We start from the raw sequence: 17,101 nt of genomic DNA on the forward strand, positions 1-17,101 counted from the left end.
GTCCTTTTTTTGTTAAAGGAGGGAGGAAAAAATATATGCGTTCTTTAGATGATCCAATCACTATGCTGGCAGGAGTCGGAGAAAAAAGAGCAGCTAGTCTTGCCAGCTTGGGTATCCGAACGATTGAAGACTTACTGGCTTATTATCCTTTTCGCTACGAAGATATTCAGGAAAGAAATCTAAACGAGATCCAAGATCAAGAAAAGGTTACTTTGAAAGGAATCGTAGTCTCTCCTCCTGTGATGAATCGATTTGGTTATAAAAAAAGCCGATTGCAATTTCGTATGATGCAAGAACATGATGTGTTCAACGTTTCTTTTTTTAATCAACCTTATCTAAAAGAAAAAGTCATTTTATCGGAGGAAATCGCCGTATACGGTAAATGGGATGCAAAGCGTAAAGCCTTGAACGGGATGAAGATTTTAGGTTCTCAAACAATGGATGACTTTTCGCCGATATATCACGTCAATAAATCGATTCGTCAAACGACATTAGTTGATCTAATCAAAAAAGGGTTCCAAGAATACGGCACATTGATCGAAGAAAACCTGCCGAACAACCTTGTGGAGAAATATCGACTACTTGACCGAGCTTCCGCTGTAAGAAGTATGCACTTTCCGAAAAACCACGAAGAAAATCACCAAGCCAAACGACGTGTCGTTTTTGAAGAATTCTTTTTATTTCAAATGCGTCTTCAAGGATTGAAAAAAGCAGAAAAAGCAGAAACAAATGGCTTGGAGATCCTTTATGATGTCCAAAAATTAAAAGAATTTACTCAAAAGCTACCTTTTGAACTGACAAATGCCCAAAAACGAGTAACGAATGAAATCTGTCGGGATCTTCGCAGTCCTCAACATATGCAGCGACTTTTGCAGGGAGATGTAGGTAGCGGAAAAACAGTGGTTGCCGCAATCGCATTATATGCCACCGTTACAGCGGGTTTCCAAGGTGCGTTGATGGTGCCTACCGAAATCTTGGCACAACAGCACATGGAAAGTTTGCAACAGCTGTTTGATCCCAATGAAGTAACGGTCGCATTGCTTACAGGGTCAACGAAAACAAAAGAACGACGTGAACTCCTTGAAAAACTAGAACGAGGAGAAATCAACGTCGTGATCGGTACACATGCATTGATCCAAGATGGAGTTGAATTTCAGAATTTAGGTCTAGTTATTACGGATGAACAGCACCGTTTTGGTGTGAATCAGCGGAAAGTCCTTCGTGAAAAAGGCTGGCGACCTGATGTCTTGTTTATGACAGCCACTCCGATCCCTAGAACGCTAGCTATCACAGCGTACGGTGAAATGGATGTATCGATCATTGATGAACTTCCAGCTGGGCGTATCCCTATTGAAACACGCTGGGTAAGAACACCTCAATTAGACAGTGTACTGGATTGGACAAGGAAAGAACTGGCAAGAGGACATCAAATGTATGTCATCTGTCCACTGATCGAAGAATCAGAAGCATTAGACGTAAAAAACGCAGTGGAAATCTATGAAAAACTTCGTGAACTATTTGCGCCAAAATATGAAGTTGGCTTGTTACATGGTAAAATGAAGAATCAGGAAAAAGAAGTGATCATGGAAGCTTTCAAAGATAACCAGATGCAGATATTAGTTTCTACTACGGTAATAGAAGTAGGGGTAAACGTGCCAAACGCAACCGTCATGCTGATTATGGATGCGGATCGATTTGGTTTGGCACAGCTGCATCAGCTTCGTGGACGTGTTGGACGCGGAAGTGATGCTTCCTACTGTATCTTAGTTGCTAATCCCAAAAATGAACTAGGCGTGGAACGGATGAAAATCATGACAGAGACCACCAATGGTTTTGTACTAAGTGAAAAAGATCTGGAATTACGCGGTCCCGGTGAAGTATTCGGCTTCCGACAATCTGGTTTACCTCAATTTGCGATTGCTGACTTGGTGACGGATGGAAATGTTTTGGAGGTAGCCAGAGAAGAGGCTGCAGCTCTTTGGCAGATAAAGAATTGGCAGATGCTGCCTGAGTATCAGCCTCTAGCACAAAGCCTCCAGATAGAAAATCAGGATAATCGTTATTTCGATTAGCAGACTATGCTATACTTTATAATGATGATGGAAAAAGGAGTGGGAACAATGAAAATTGCCGTAGATGCAATGGGCGGAGATCACGCACCTCAAGCAATTGTAGAAGGCGTGGCTTTAGCTCAGCAAGATTTTCCAGAAGTAGAATTCTTACTTTACGGAAAAGAAGCAGAAATCAAGAAATACTTAACAAATGAAAAAAACATTACGATTATCCATACAGACGAAAAAATCAATAGTGATGATGAGCCAGTAAAAGCGATCCGACGGAAAAAGACTGCTTCAATGGTCCTTGCTGCACAAGCAGTGAAAAACGGCGAAGCGGATGCTATATTTTCAGCAGGGAATACAGGTGCGCTGCTAGCAGCGGGTTTGTTCATCGTAGGACGTATCAAAAATATCGAACGCCCTGGCTTGATGTCTACCTTGCCAGTAGTAGGAAAAGAAGGTGCCGGTTTCGATATGCTGGATCTTGGCGCTAACGCAGAAAATAAACCAGAACATTTGTTGCAATACGGTATTTTAGGTTCTTTCTATGCACGTAAAGTCCGAGGGATCGGACGTCCCCGCGTTGCTCTTTTAAACAACGGAACAGAAGCCACAAAAGGTAGTGAAGTGACGAAAAAAGCCTATGAACTTCTTCAGAATGAAACCAGTTTGAATTTCATTGGAAATGTAGAAGCGCGCGAGTTGCTCAATGGGGTGGCTGACGTAGTAGTCACAGATGGATTTACAGGCAATGCTGTTTTGAAATCCATTGAAGGAACGGCAATGAATATGATGGATCTATTAAAATCCGCTATTCTAAACGAAGGGATCAAAGGGAAAATGGGCGCCATGCTTTTAAAAGACGGCTTGCGTTCTTTAAAATCTGAAATGGATTATTCCAAACATGGCGGAGCTGTTTTGTTTGGCTTGAAAGCACCAGTCATTAAAACCCACGGAGCAACAGGTCCTGATGCTGTCCGCTATACGATCCGCCAAATCCACACGATGCTTGAAACAAATGTAGTAGGGCAGTTAGTCGAACAATTTGAAAAAAGCGAAGAATAATATTCAGATAGCTGAGGCAATCCGGTTCGTTAAAAAAAGGTGGACAATCCTGAAAAATGTCAGTAAAATTAGCCATGGTGTAGGTAATTGACAAGTGTATGATTCTTGGAGGTGAAAAAGTTGACTCGCGAAGAAGTATTTAACAAAGTAGCGAAAATTATTTCAAATCATTTTGAGATAGATACCGATAAAGTGTCGGATGAATTGAACATCAAAGATGATTTAAAAGCTGATTCAATTAGTATTATGGAGTTCGTTTTAGAACTTGAAGATGAATTCGGTACAGAAATTTCAGATGAAGACGCTGAACAAATTGAAACAGTTGGCGGTGCAGTAGATTATATCAGCAGCCATCTCAAATAATTTCAATAAAAGCAAAGAAGGATAAAAAGTTATATGCAACTTTTTATCCTTCTTTTTTTAATCTTTCTGACACGGAAAAGACATTTTTCTGATAATTCTGGCGATAATTAGAAATTATGTTGCAAAGTAAAGCGGTTTTCTATATAATTATTAATAATTCATTACACAAATATAAGAATAACCTTTGTTATAAAACGCTTTATTCTGTGTAATGTTCTTTCTTTACTAAGAAAAACTTCCGTTTAGGAAGCAGAGAGGGGTATTCGATTGTCAGATAATCAATTATTAGAAGTTCAGAACCTACATACAGGCTTCCGACTCAAAGATGACTATTATGATGCAGTAGATGATGTTTCATTTACTTTAGACAAAAACGAGATCTTAGCAATCGTTGGGGAATCTGGGTGCGGGAAAAGTACATTAGCTACTACGATTATGGGATTACTTGATCCTAATAACACAAAAATTACAGGTGAAATTTTATATAACGATCTGAATTTAATCGAACTGAACGAAACGCTTTATAATAAAATCCGCGGAAATGATATCGGAATGATTTTCCAAGATCCGTTGTCTGCATTAAATCCTCTCATGAGAATCGAAGACCAGATCAAAGAAGGACTTTCCTATCACACAAAGATGAATGCAGAACAGCGTCAAGCTCGCGCACTGGAATTACTAGAACAAGTAGGGATTCCTAATCCAGCAAGAGTTGGACGTCAATATCCCCATGAATTATCAGGCGGTATGAGACAACGTGTCATCATCGCGATCGCAATCGCCTGCAAACCTCCAATCGTCATTGCAGATGAACCGACAACAGCCCTAGATGTAACCATCCAAGCACAGATTCTTGATTTACTGAAAGATCTTCAGGAAGAAACAAAAACAGGAATCATCCTGATCACTCATGACTTAGGAGTCGTAGCAGAAATGGCTGATCGAGTGGCAGTGATGTACGGCGGACAGTTTGTTGAAGTAGCGGGTGTAAAAGAACTGTTTGATCATCCGAAACATCCTTATACGCGCTCTTTATTGAACTCTATACCTCAAGAAGGAAATCATGATGCAGAACTCCATGTGATCGAAGGTGTGGTTCCTTCTCTGAAAAACATGCCTCGTAAAGGGTGCCGATTTGCTCCACGTATTCCGTGGATACCAGCAAGTGACCACGAAGAAGAACCTATCCTTCATGAAGTCGCTCCGAACCATTTGGTACGTTGCTCTTGCTACAAGCATTTCCACTTTAGAGACGAAAAAGGAGAGGTGTAGATGACAGAATTAATCACAATCAAAGACCTGAAAGTTCATTATCCTATTCGCAGTGGATTCTTCAATCGAGTAACGGATCATGTATATGCTGTAGATGGTGTGGATTTTATTATCGAAAAAGGAAAGACGTATGGTTTGGTGGGAGAGTCCGGTTCCGGAAAATCCACTACAGGAAAAGCAGTCGTTGGTTTAGAAAAGACGACAGCTGGACAAATCATGTATGAAGGAAAAGATGTAACGAAGCGAAGCAACCGAAAAAAAATGGGTTATAACAAAGACGTACAAATGATTTTCCAAGATTCAATGTCTAGTTTGAATCCTAAAAAACGAGTATTGGATATCATTGCAGAACCTATCCGAAATTTTGAACGGTTAAGCGATCAAGAAGAAAAGAAGAAGGTAAAAGGATTGCTAGATATCGTTGGGATGCCGGAAGATGCACTTTACAAATATCCTCATGAATTTTCAGGGGGACAACGCCAACGTCTAGGAGTAGCCCGCGCTGTTGCTACTAATCCAAAATTAATCGTGGCCGATGAACCGGTATCTGCTCTGGATCTATCTGTTCAAGCACAAGTATTGAATTTCATGAAACGGATCCAGCAAGAATACGGTCTCAGCTATTTATTTATTTCTCATGATTTAGGTGTAGTAAAACATATGTGCGACAACATCGCAATTATGTACAAAGGTCGATTTGTAGAAATCGGTACAAGAGAGGACATTTATAATGACCCGCGCCACATCTATACGAAACGTCTGCTTTCAGCAATTCCGCAAATCGATGTAGAAAATCGGGAAAGCCACAAAGAAAATCGCCGAAAAGTAGAACAAGAGTATATCCAAAACCAAAGAGAATACTATGATGCGACTGGCCGAGTCTACGATTTGCGTACGATCACAACTACACATAAAGTGGCGTTGAAAGATGGAGGTGCGAGCTAATGTGGAAAACGATTCTGCGACGTGTTTTATTGATGATCCCGCAAGTTATTATTTTAAGTGTTCTGATCTTCTTATTAGCCCAAGCGATGCCAGGGGATCCATTTACTGGTTTGATCAACCCAAACCAAGATCCGGCAGTGATCGAACAAATGCGACAATCAGCTGGATTGAATGACCCATGGTATGTCCAGTACTTCCGTTGGATCGGAAATGCTTTGCAAGGCGATTTTGGTCAAAGTTTCTTATACAAACGCTCTGTTGCTGACCTAATCGGTGAACGGATCATCAACACGTTATATCTATCGATCTTGACAGTTGTCCTTACTTATTTGATTGCTGTGCCTCTAGGGATGCTAGCAGGCCGGTATCAAAATTCGATCTTGGATAAGATCGTCGTGATTTATAACTTCTTTAGTTTTGCTGTTCCGTTATTCATCTTCGGCTTGATCATGCTGTTTGTTTTTGGTTATCGTTTAGGCTGGTTCCCAACAAGCGGTTCTCAAACACTAGGTTTGCAAGGGGGATTTATCACTCAGTGGATAGATCGCTTGAAATATATTCTGCTACCATCGATTACCCAAGCATTTCTGGCGACTGCCGTTACGATCCAATATCTGCGAAGCGAAGTAATCGATTCGAAGTCGCTTGATTTTGTCAGAACAGCCCGTTCCAAAGGGGTACCGACGAATAAAGTATTCAGTAGACATATCTTCCGGAATGCAGCGTTGCCGATGGCTTCGCAAATGGGGTATGAAATCACTTCGTTGATTGCTGGTTCTGTAGTTATCGAAAAGATTTTTGGCTATCCAGGAGTCGGGAAACTATTTATTGACTCTATTGGTCAACGAGACTACACCGTGATCACATCCTTAGTATTGATTTTAGGAATCGCGACGCTAGTGGGGACGTTACTGTCAGATATTATTATGAGTATCGTTGACCCGCGTATTCGGATTCAATAAAACCAATCAGAAAGGAGAATGGATCGATGAGTGAAAAAAACAATACAGCAGTTCAAGAAAGTATCCCTCCTATGGGGATACGAATGATTGCTCGAGAATTTAAAAAAGATAAAATCGCTATTTTTTCATTAGGTTTGCTAGTGGTTTTATTATTAGTGATTTTTATCGGTGCGATGCTGACCGATCAAGATAAAGTGATGTATGTTAGTATTTTTGACAAATATGCTGCCCCAGGAGCAGTTTCGACACAAGGACAAAAGTTCATTCTGGGAGCAGATGAAGGCGGACGTGATGTATTAGGTCAATTGATCATAGGTGCTAGAAACTCTGTCACGATCGGATTTGCGATCACGATCCTTACTTCGATCATCGGGGTTGGATTAGGGATCATCTCTGGCTACTACGGAGGGATCATTGACAACATCTTGATGCGAATTGTTGATTTTATCATGATTCTACCGATTATGTTGATCATCATCGTCTTCGTTTCGATTATTTCCAGATACAATGTCTGGTCCTTTATTTTCATCATGAGTGCATTTTATTGGGTAGCTAAAGCCCGATTATTCCGAAGCAAGACATTATCTGAAGCAAGAAGAGATTATGTCAGTGCCTCAAAAACAATGGGAACAAGTGATTTTAAAATCATGTTCCGCGAAATTATGCCGAATCTAAGTTCATTGATCATTACGAACTTGACAATGAACTTTGCGGCAAACATCGGTATCGAGACAACTTTGACTTTCTTAGGTTTCGGTTTGCCGGCAAATGTACCTAGTTTAGGTACACTGATCGGTTATGCAAGTAATGGAGAAGTCTTAGTGAATCGGCAATGGATCTGGTTACCCGCATCAATCCTCATTTTAGTTTTGATGTTGAGTATCAATTATGTTGGACAGGCATTCAAGCGTTCTGCAGATGCACGCCAACGGTTAGGCTAGTTATAGAAGCGAAGGGGGAAATAGGAATGAAGAAAACGATTTTTGGATTTGCAACGCTGATGTCTGCTGTTGTTCTTGCAGCATGCGGGGGCGGAGGTACAGATACTTCTGGAAATAACTCTGGAGGCAACAGCAATAACAAAGAGGAATTAACTTTTCCAATCGCAACAAAAAACAATGATGATGCAATCGAAGACGGTGAATTAGAAGCTGCGGTCGCAACGGACAGTCAGTTCAAAGGATTGTTCCAGTGGGAGTTTTATCAAGATTCTTTTGATGCAGCTTTCATGGCTCCTTCTCATGAAGCGTTATTTGCAAGTAACGATGATTTCCGAATCACCGATGATGGAGCAGCTACGCTTGACCTAGATCAAGATACGAAGAAAGCAACAATCAAAATAAAAGACAATGTCAAATGGTCAGATGGTGAAGACGTAACAGCTGATGACGTGATTTTCCCATATGAGATCATCGGTCATAAAGATTACACTGGTATCCGATACGACGATACGTTCCGTAATATCGTAGGGATGGAAGAGTATCATGATGGAAGTGCCGATACGATCTCTGGTATCAAAAAAGTGGATGACAAAACAGTTGAGATCGAATATAAAGATGTAAACCCAAGCATGCTGCAAGCTGGTGGCGGGATTTGGTCTTATGCAGCACCGAAACATACATTGGAAGGTATAGCAATCAAAGATATGGAATCTAGCGATCAAGTACGTAAAAACCCAGTAACTTTCGGACCGTACTACATGAGCAACATCGTAGCTGGAGAATCTGTGGAATACTTGCCAAATGAGCATTACTGGAATGGTACGCCTAAACTGAAAAAAATCACGATGAAATCTGTACCAACAGCCAGTGCAACTGAAGCATTGAACTCTAAATTATACGATATGATTTTCCAAATGCCAACAGACACATATGATACGTATAAAGAAATTTCCGGCTATACAAATTTAGGTCGTGAACAAACATCTTATACTTATCTAGGATTTAAACTAGGTAAATGGAACGCGGAAACAAAGAGTGTAGAATACAACCCGGATTCAAAAATGGCAGATAAATCATTACGTCAAGCAATGGGCTATGCTTTAGACAATGATGCAGTAGGCGAACGTTTCTATGCAGGATTAAGAAGCAATGCCACTTCATTGATCCCTCCAGTATTCCAATCTTATCATGATGATGAATTGAAAGGATTCACGCAAGATTTAGACAAAGCGAAAAAACTATTGGATGATGCCGGCTACAAAGATGTGGACGACGATGGGTTAAGAGAAGACAAAGATGGAAACAAATTAACCATCAACTTTGCTTCGATGTCTGGTGGAGAAACAGCGCAACCATTGGCAGATTACTATATCCAACAATGGAAAGAAATCGGTTTGGATGTCCAATACACAACAGGTCGTCTGATTGAATTCAACTCTTTCTACGATAAATTAGAAAACGATGATCCTGAAATCGATGTTTACCAAGCTGCTTGGAATACAGGAACTGATCCAAATCCAAGTGGACTATGGGGACCGAATGCAGCATTCAACTACACTCGTTATGAATCAGAAGAAAATACAAAATTGATCAACGATATCAGTTCAAGCCAAGCATTTGATGAAGACTATTTGAAAGAAGCCTATCAAAAATGGCAACAGTATGCGTTTGAAGAAGCATTTGCGATTCCAACGTTGTTCCGTAACGAAGTATTGCCAGTGAACGACCGCGTCAAAGACTGGGATTGGTCTTATGATGTACCAAACCCATGGGCAAATGTTTCTGTTACAGCAGATTCACGTTCATAATCAATAAAAATGACCGAAAAAGGGCGATGTCCTTTTTCGGTTTTTTTAATTATCGTTATTTTTGATAGCAAATAAAAATAAATGTAGTTTTTTAAAACTTTATTTTAAAAACACGTTGATCATAAATGTGTTATTATATATAATTTAAATAGATTTTAAAGAAGGAAAATGTATAAAATCTGCGTTATTTAATTTAAGTTGAATAAAAATTATTGTTATTTTAAATTGATGGGAATTTTTCGTGTAGTTAATAAAAGAGAAGGTTCACACTTATCTCTTTTTAAAATAAAAAAAGGGGGACCGAACGACTGTCGCCTTTGCTTGTTCAAGTATGTTTCAATAGTCACTCGTGAGACACTTTAGGCACTCAAAAAAGGGAGCGGATACAAATGAAGAGAAATGTGAAAAAGATGATAGCAAGTTCATGTACACTTATTGCCTTGAGCAGCTGGATCGCACCAATCAATGCCGTTAGTGCGGCTGATCCAGCCGCTTCTTTCTTCTAAACGATGAAAAAAATCTATCGCTTCTTTTTTCTATTCACAGTCACCAGTTTTTTTATATGCTATTTCTTTTGCTGGAACCGAAATGATCAAATCAGCGATTCCAGAAATCCATTCATCGATCATCATCGAAGCAGCGAGTGGTGAAGAAAATCAGCAGGAAATGTACCAGACGATTACTTGACCTTGGTCTCAAAAGAGGAGCAGAAAATCAAAGAATCCCTCGAAAAATTTCAGGTAGACCATTTGATAGACAAAAAATATTTCTCTTAAGCGGAGGAGAACAGCAGCGAGTTGCTCTTGCTCGTTTATTTTTGAAAGAACCAAAGATCATCTTTGCAGATGAGCCAACAGCCTCTCTTGATCAAAAGAACAAAGGAATCGTCCTTCAAGCATTACAAGAACTGAATGCAAAAGGAGCTACGGTCCTTGTGGTCACCCATGATCCAACATTGGCAGCAGAATTCGATTATGTGTTGGACATGAATGAATGGAAGAAATCAATCCAATAAACCTTATTTATGTGTTCATTCTGTTGGTTTTATCTGATAGTTTACCAGTGATTGGACTGTTTTTTTCAATCGTTTTATTGAAAAGTCATCAGCCAAAGATTCACCCACGATGGATAAAATGGTGTGTGTTCATTTCGCTCCTTTTTCAAGTGTTACTAACGGTGTTTCTTCTATTGAGCATTCATGTTTCAGAGGTTCAGCTAGGACCCGTCCAAGAAGTCATTGAAAACATACGAGAATAAGGGATTGTACAAAAAAAGGAATGTGACAATAGTCGTGTCACATCCTTTTTTTGTATGAACAGTGTTCAATCAGCTATTCCACGGTATTCGTTCAAGAAACGGCAAAATATGAGAAGCTGTCTTTTTGTTTATTTCTCTAATACTCCGAACTAAACGGCTTTTTCACAACCTCTCGTCAATCACTAGGATTATTAAAGCTTTACTTACCTTTTACCCGAACCATTTCAAATTTAACAAAAAACCAGTATAATAAGGAAGTATCGAAAAAATATCCATAAAAGGAATGTGGAAAATGGACAACCAGCTGACAAAAGAACTAAAAGAAAATTATAACATCGTTTTTCACGATCTAAATTTGCTTGAACAAGCTTTTACCCATTCATCCTATGTGAATGAGCATCGCAATCTGCAATTATCGGATAATGAACGACTTGAATTTTTGGGAGATGCCGTTTTAGAATTGATGGTTTCTCAGTATTTATTCCGTTTATATCCTCATTTGCCAGAAGGAAAATTGACAAAAACACGAGCAGCGATCGTTCGCGAAGACAGCTTATCGAAATTTGCCAAAGAATGTCACTTTGATCAATATGTTCTGTTGGGCAAGGGAGAAGAGAATTCAGGAGGACGTACGCGACCAGCATTGCTTTGCGACCTATTCGAAGCTTTTTTAGGCGCGTTATATCTTGACCAAGGATTCGACACGACCCATGCGTTCATCGAAAAAGTGATTTTTCCTAAAGTCAAAGCAGGTGCTTTTTCACATGAGATGGATCATAAAACAAAATTGCAAGAAGTCTTACAAAAATCAGGTGATGTATCGATCGAATACCGATTGATCAATGAAGAAGGTCCAGCTCATGAACGAGTATTTTGGATCGAAGTTTATGTAGACGATCAATTGATTGGCACTGGACAAGGAAAATCGAAAAAATTAGCAGAACAAGCTGCGGCGGAAAATGCATTAGCAGCACTGTAAAAGTAAGTGAGGGAAAGCTTTGTATTTGAAACGAATTGAAATAGCCGGTTTTAAATCATTTGCAGACAAGACAGTCATTGATTTTGAAAACAGCGTCACAGCAGTGGTTGGACCAAATGGCAGCGGAAAAAGCAATATTACAGAAGCTATCCGCTGGGTATTAGGAGAACAATCTGCTAAAAGTTTGCGAGGCGGAAAAATGCCGGATATCATCTTTGCCGGTTCCGATACCCGAAAGCAGCTGAATATTGCAGAAGTCACAGTGATTTTAGACAATAGTGATCATTATCTGCCATTGGAGTACAATGAGATCAGTGTAACCCGCCGTTATCGACGGACTGGGGAAAGCGAGTTTTTCATCAATAAACAAAGCTGCAGATTAAAAGATATCCAAGAATTGTTCTTAGATTCTGGATTAGGAAAAGAATCATTCTCAATCATTTCTCAAGGAAAAGTAGAAGCGATTTTCAGTAGTAAACCGGAAGACCGTCGTGGGATCTTTGAAGAAGCAGCTGGTGTGTTGAAATACAAGCAGCGGAAAAAGAAAGCAGAACAAAAGCTTTTTGAAACAGAAGACAACCTCAGCCGCGTCCAAGACATCATCCATGAATTGGAAGAACAGTTAACTCCTTTGGCCGCCCAGAGTGAGGCAGCAAAGGAGTTTTTACAGCTAAAAGAAACACTGACTCAAACCGATGTTTCTTTGATGGTTGCTGAAATCAAGACAGCAAAAAAAGATTGGGACAACAAACAAGCACAGCTTGCGAAATTCAATCTAGAATTAGGTAAACTATCTGAGTCGATCCAAGAACAAGAATCCATTTTGGCGAAGCAGCGTAAAGAAAATGCGCAAGCCGACCGTCTGATCGAAAAAAATCAGCAAGTATTATTAGATCTTTCGGAAAAACTGAAGCAGACAGAAGGACAAAAAGATGTTTTGCAGGAGCGGACAAAGCATACACAAAAAAGCTCGCAAGAATATCAAACTTCATTAGCAGAAGCACAAAAAAAGGTTAAACATTTTGAAAAGCTTCAAGAAAGCTTGATGAAAGAAGCAGCAGAAAAAGAAACAGAGATCCAAAAAGCTGAAGCAAATCTCATAAAAACACAGCAAGAATTAGAAAAATACCAAAAATCAACGAAAGAATTATTGGCAGAATTAAGAGATCAATATGTTGATTTAATGCAAGAACAAGCAGCTGTAGGAAACGAACTGAAGTATCTGGAACGTCAATATGTACAAGAAACAGCAAAAAGCAAGCAGACGTTAGCCAAGCAATCGGAAGTAGAAGCATCAGTAGACCGATTGATTTTACAAAAAGAAGAATTGATACAAAAGCAGGCGCAGCTAAAATCATCTTTAACTGAAACAAAAGAGAAGTTAGAAATGATCCAACGAAACGGGAAAAAGTTCCAAGAAGCATTAGCAAAAGAACAGCCTAAAATGTATCAATTGATGAATCAAGTCCAGCAGCTGCGTGCTCGTCAGAAAAGCCTTCAAGAGATCCAAGAAAACTATTTTGGTTTTTACCAAGGCGTTCGATTGGTCTTGCAGCATAAACAGCAGCTTTCCGGTATTGTGGGAGCAGTAGCTGAACTGATAGACGTCCCTGCAGATTTCACGTTAGCCATCGAAACAGCTTTAGGTGGAGCAGCTCAACATGTTATCGTTGAAAATGAAAAAGATGCTCGGCAAGCCATCACGTATTTGAAACAGCAAAGAGGAGGAAGAGCAACATTCCTTCCGCTGACGACAATCAAACCAAGACAGTTACCAGCTCATATATTGACACAAGCGGCAGCTATAGAAGGGTTTATAGGGATTGCCAGTGAACAAGTTGCTTATCCTGATCAAATCCAAACAGTGGTTCAAAACCTGTTAGGAACGATCCTTTTAGCAAAAGACTTAACTAGTGCCAATGCGATCGCACAAACGATCCGCTATCAATACCGAGTGGTTTCCTTAGAAGGTGACGTGATGAATGCCGGAGGATCCATGACAGGTGGAGCGAACAAACGAGGAAACCAAGGCAGTTTGTTTGTACAAAACCAAGAATTGAAACAGTTGACTAGTGAATTCGAAGAAGCAGATAAACAACTTCAAGTGCAAGAAAAGAAAGTTCAGGAGCTGCAACAAGAAACAGCTCGTTTAGCCGAAGAACAAGAAGTTTTGCGTACACGAGGCGAACAATTACGTTTTGAAGAACAAGAAGCGACAAATCAGCTGCAAAACATCATAAACGAACTTGAACGTTTTGAAAAAGAAAAGCAAATCTCAACTTTTGAGACACGTGAGCTACAGCAGTTTATCGAAGATTACGAAAAACAAACGAACGAGTTGAAAGACAAACAAACAGATCTTGAAACGCAACGTCAACAAATCGACGAAGAAATCAAATCTTTAAGTCAAGAAAGTGACCAGATGGAAGCCAGAAGAGCACAAGTGCAAAGTCAAAAAGCACAAGAACAAGCAGATCTTGCTGTCTTGAAAGAGCAGTTTAATCATCTGCAGATCCAGCTCCGCGGTGCCCGAGTCCAAAAAGCAGAGGCAATCGAACGCCAAGAAGCGATAGAAAAACAGTTGGCGACATTGACAGCAGACTTTTCTGATCATGAAGTCACAGAAGAAAGTTTGGAAAAACAAATTAACGAATTATCTGCTCAGCGAGAAACATTAAAAGCCGAGTTGGCAAAAGCCAAAGAGCAGCGAGATAGAAGGCAAAGGGAGATCGATGAGCTTGAAGCAGTCTTGGCAGAGCGTAATCGTGAGCAAAAAGCACGACTGTCGGAACAATCCAAATTAGAAGTCCAAAAAGACCGAGCTGAAATGATTTTAGATAATCATTTGACCTATCTGCAGTCAGAATATCAGCTGACATTTGAGAAAGCTTCCCACGACTATCAAGAAACAACCAATATTGAAGACAGCAGAATAAAGGTTGCCTCCTTAAAAGAACAAATTGAAAAACTGGGGCCAGTAAACTTAAATTCAATCGAACAATACGAACAAGTCAGTGAAAGACATACCTTCTTAGCGACACAGCGAGATGATCTGTTAGCAGCGAAAAACCAGTTGTTTGAAACGATGGATGAGATGGATGATGAAGTGCGGACAAGATTCAAAGAAGTATTTGAAGCTATCCGTCAAGAATTCAAAATTGTCTTTCCCAATATGTTTGGCGGCGGTAAAGCTGAATTAGTACTGACAGAACCAACTGATCTGCTGAAAACAGGTATTGAGATTGAAGTACAACCTCCTGGCAAGAAACTGCAAAGTTTAAGTTTGCTTTCCGGAGGAGAACGAGCACTTACAGCCATTGCGCTGCTCTTTTCTATTATCCGTGTCTGTCCTGTTCCGTTTTGTATCTTAGATGAGGTAGAAGCAGCGTTAGATGAAGCAAATGTAAAACGTTTTGGTCGTTACTTAAGCGACTTCCAAGATGACACACAATTTATCGTAGTCACACACCGCAAAGGAACGATGGTCGCAGCAGATGTACTGTACGGAGTGACGATGCAAGAATCCGGTGTATCAAAAATCGTTTCTGTACGGATGGAAGATATCAATGAAGAGGCGAAAATCAACGAAACGAAAGTGTAGGAACGAAATGATCAAATTAGTAGCAATCGATTTGGATGGTACATTATTAAATGAACAAAAGCTGATTTCAGATGAGAATAAACAAGCATTAGCACAAGCAAAACAGCAAGGGGTCAAGATCGTTCTATGTACAGGACGCCCCTTAGCGGCGATGGCGCATTATCTGCAAGAATTAGGGCTGGTAGATGAGGGTGATTACAGCATCACTTTCAACGGCGGTTTAGTACAAAAAAACGATACTGGTGAAATCATGGAAAAGAAAGTGATGGAAGCATCAGATATCCAACGCTTATACAAATTGGCTCAGCAATTGGATCTGCCACTAGATGTTTTGTCTGACAATGTGGTTTTACAGCTGCCTAGTGCCCCAAGAAAGCAATCCTTGTACAATGTGTTGAATAAGCTGCTGCAATTCCAACCAGCGGATATAAGCGATATTACAGATGAATTTGTGCTTAATAAGGCAGTAATCGCTTATGACCAAGAAGAATTAGATCCTAAAATCAAAGAAATACCAGTAGAATTCCATGAAATGTATGAGATCATCAAAACGAGAAGTATGCTTTTGGAATTTATGCCAAAAGGTGTCACAAAAGCTTATGGTATTTCTTTATTGGCAAAAGATCTTGGTTTGAAACAAGAAGAAATCATGGCAATCGGTGATGAAGAAAATGATTTACCGATGATCCAATACGCTGGTCTAGGCGTAGCGATGGAGAATGCTGTGCCTTTCGTCAAAGAAGCAGCAGATTTTGTGACAGTCAGCAATGAAGAAAATGGCGTAGCCAAAGTGATCCAAAAATTTGTATTAGATTAGGGGGGAGTCAAATGGGATTTTTTGATAAAATCAAGCGTGCTTTTACTGGCGAAGAGAAAACGGAAGAAGTTGAAGTACAGGAGAAGTATGACAAGGGTTTAGAAAAGACGCGTAAAACATTTGGTGAACGGATGAATGAGCTGTTTGCCAATTTTCGAACAGTCGATGAAGACTTTTTTGAAGAATTAGAAGAAACACTTATCGGGGCAGATGTAGGTTTTGAAACAGCGATACGAATCACCGAAGCGTTACGTCAAGAAGTGAAACTCAGAAATGCGAAAAAATCGGCAGAAGTTCAAAATGCGATCATCGAGAAACTTGTGGATCTCTATGAAGCGGAAGGAATCAATGAAGTAAATGAACTAAATATCCAAGAAGACGGACTAACAGTTATTTTGTTTGTCGGCGTCAATGGTGTAGGGAAAACAACAAGTATTGGTAAACTTGCTCATCAGTTCAAAAACGAAGGTAAAAAAGTATTGATGGCAGCAGCAGATACCTTCCGTGCTGGAGCAATCGACCAATTAGTTGTCTGGGGCGAACGCGCTGGTGTTGAAGTTGTTCGTGGCAATGCAGGCGGCGATCCAGCAGCTGTCGTATTCGATGCTTTGGAAAGAGCAAGGACAGAGCAGGCAGATGTTTTATTAGTTGATACTGCAGGCCGACTGCAAAATAAAGTGAACTTGATGAACGAATTAGAAAAAATAAAACGAGTAATCCAGCGGGAATTACCAGAAGCACCCCAAGAAACACTACTTGTATTAGATGCAACAACTGGTCAAAACGCGATGGTTCAAGCAAAACAATTCAAAGAAACAACAGATGTGACCGGTCTTGTTTTGACAAAATTAGATGGTACAGCAAAGGGCGGTATCGTACTTGCTATCCGTAATGAACTGCATTTACCAGTGAAATTGGTCGGGTTGGGTGAAGGCATCGATGACTTGGAGCCGTTTGATCCAAACGATTTTGTCGTTGGATTATTCAAAGGATTACTAAAAGAAGAATAACCCATGTCTAAAAAGCAGGAGCTG

The 17,101-nt window shown here is 40.0% G+C and carries 13 protein-coding genes; all 13 read left to right on the forward strand.

The annotated features are described in order from the left end of the window. Window positions 1-35: 35 nt before the first annotated feature. Window positions 36-2,072 carry an ATP-dependent DNA helicase RecG gene (gene recG / locus IGK53_RS00465; RefSeq protein WP_002329757.1) on the forward strand — a complete coding sequence of 679 codons (2,037 nt, stop codon included), beginning with the start codon at window positions 36-38 and terminating at the stop codon, window positions 2,070-2,072. Window positions 2,073-2,120: 48 nt separating this feature from the next. After that, window positions 2,121-3,122 carry a phosphate acyltransferase PlsX gene (plsX, locus tag IGK53_RS00470; RefSeq protein ID WP_002290467.1) on the forward strand — a complete coding sequence of 334 codons (1,002 nt, stop codon included), beginning with the start codon at window positions 2,121-2,123 and terminating at the stop codon, window positions 3,120-3,122. 120 nt (window positions 3,123-3,242) lie between these two features. Next, complete coding sequence (gene acpP / locus IGK53_RS00475) at window positions 3,243-3,485, forward strand: acyl carrier protein (RefSeq protein ID WP_002290470.1); 243 nt, start codon at window positions 3,243-3,245, stop codon at window positions 3,483-3,485. 267 nt (window positions 3,486-3,752) lie between these two features. Continuing rightward, window positions 3,753-4,757, forward strand: a complete 1,005-nt coding sequence (locus IGK53_RS00480) for an ABC transporter ATP-binding protein (protein ID WP_002290472.1) — start codon at window positions 3,753-3,755, stop codon at window positions 4,755-4,757. Further along, complete coding sequence (locus tag IGK53_RS00485; protein ID WP_002309831.1) at window positions 4,758-5,702, forward strand: ABC transporter ATP-binding protein; 945 nt, start codon at window positions 4,758-4,760, stop codon at window positions 5,700-5,702. Continuing rightward, a complete protein-coding gene (opp4B, locus tag IGK53_RS00490) occupies window positions 5,702-6,664 on the forward strand; it encodes an oligopeptide ABC transporter permease (RefSeq protein WP_002290474.1) in 963 nt (320 codons plus the stop codon). Before IGK53_RS00485 ends, opp4B begins: the two co-directional genes overlap by 1 nt. 26 nt (window positions 6,665-6,690) lie before the next feature. Continuing rightward, the gene (locus IGK53_RS00495) at window positions 6,691-7,605 is read left to right on the forward strand and encodes an ABC transporter permease (RefSeq protein WP_002290475.1); all 915 of its coding nucleotides are present in this window, start codon (window positions 6,691-6,693) and stop codon (window positions 7,603-7,605) included. 26 nt (window positions 7,606-7,631) lie between these two features. Then, window positions 7,632-9,413: an oligopeptide ABC transporter substrate-binding protein gene (locus IGK53_RS00500; RefSeq protein ID WP_002290476.1), complete on the forward strand. Its 1,782-nt coding sequence runs from the start codon at window positions 7,632-7,634 to the stop codon at window positions 9,411-9,413. Window positions 9,414-10,059: 646 nt separating this feature from the next. Further along, window positions 10,060-10,428 (forward strand): ATP-binding cassette domain-containing protein, encoded by a 369-nt coding sequence (locus IGK53_RS00505; protein ID WP_002290478.1) that lies wholly within the window; start codon window positions 10,060-10,062, stop codon window positions 10,426-10,428. A gap of 534 nt (window positions 10,429-10,962) precedes the next feature. Then, complete coding sequence (gene rnc / locus IGK53_RS00510; RefSeq protein ID WP_002287896.1) at window positions 10,963-11,649, forward strand: ribonuclease III; 687 nt, start codon at window positions 10,963-10,965, stop codon at window positions 11,647-11,649. Between the two features lie 19 nt (window positions 11,650-11,668). Then, on the forward strand, window positions 11,669-15,250 hold the full coding sequence (smc, locus tag IGK53_RS00515) for a chromosome segregation protein SMC (protein WP_002312355.1): 3,582 nt from the start codon (window positions 11,669-11,671) through the stop codon (window positions 15,248-15,250). Between the two features lie 7 nt (window positions 15,251-15,257). Then, a complete protein-coding gene (locus tag IGK53_RS00520) occupies window positions 15,258-16,067 on the forward strand; it encodes a Cof-type HAD-IIB family hydrolase (RefSeq protein ID WP_002329755.1) in 810 nt (269 codons plus the stop codon). 11 nt (window positions 16,068-16,078) lie between these two features. Further along, on the forward strand, window positions 16,079-17,077 hold the full coding sequence (ftsY, locus tag IGK53_RS00525; protein ID WP_002329754.1) for a signal recognition particle-docking protein FtsY: 999 nt from the start codon (window positions 16,079-16,081) through the stop codon (window positions 17,075-17,077). Window positions 17,078-17,101: the final 24 nt, after the last annotated feature.

The sequence above is a fragment of the Enterococcus sp. DIV1224 genome (assembly GCF_050555455.1).
In the GTDB taxonomy this organism is placed as follows: domain Bacteria; phylum Bacillota; class Bacilli; order Lactobacillales; family Enterococcaceae; genus Enterococcus_B; species Enterococcus_B lactis.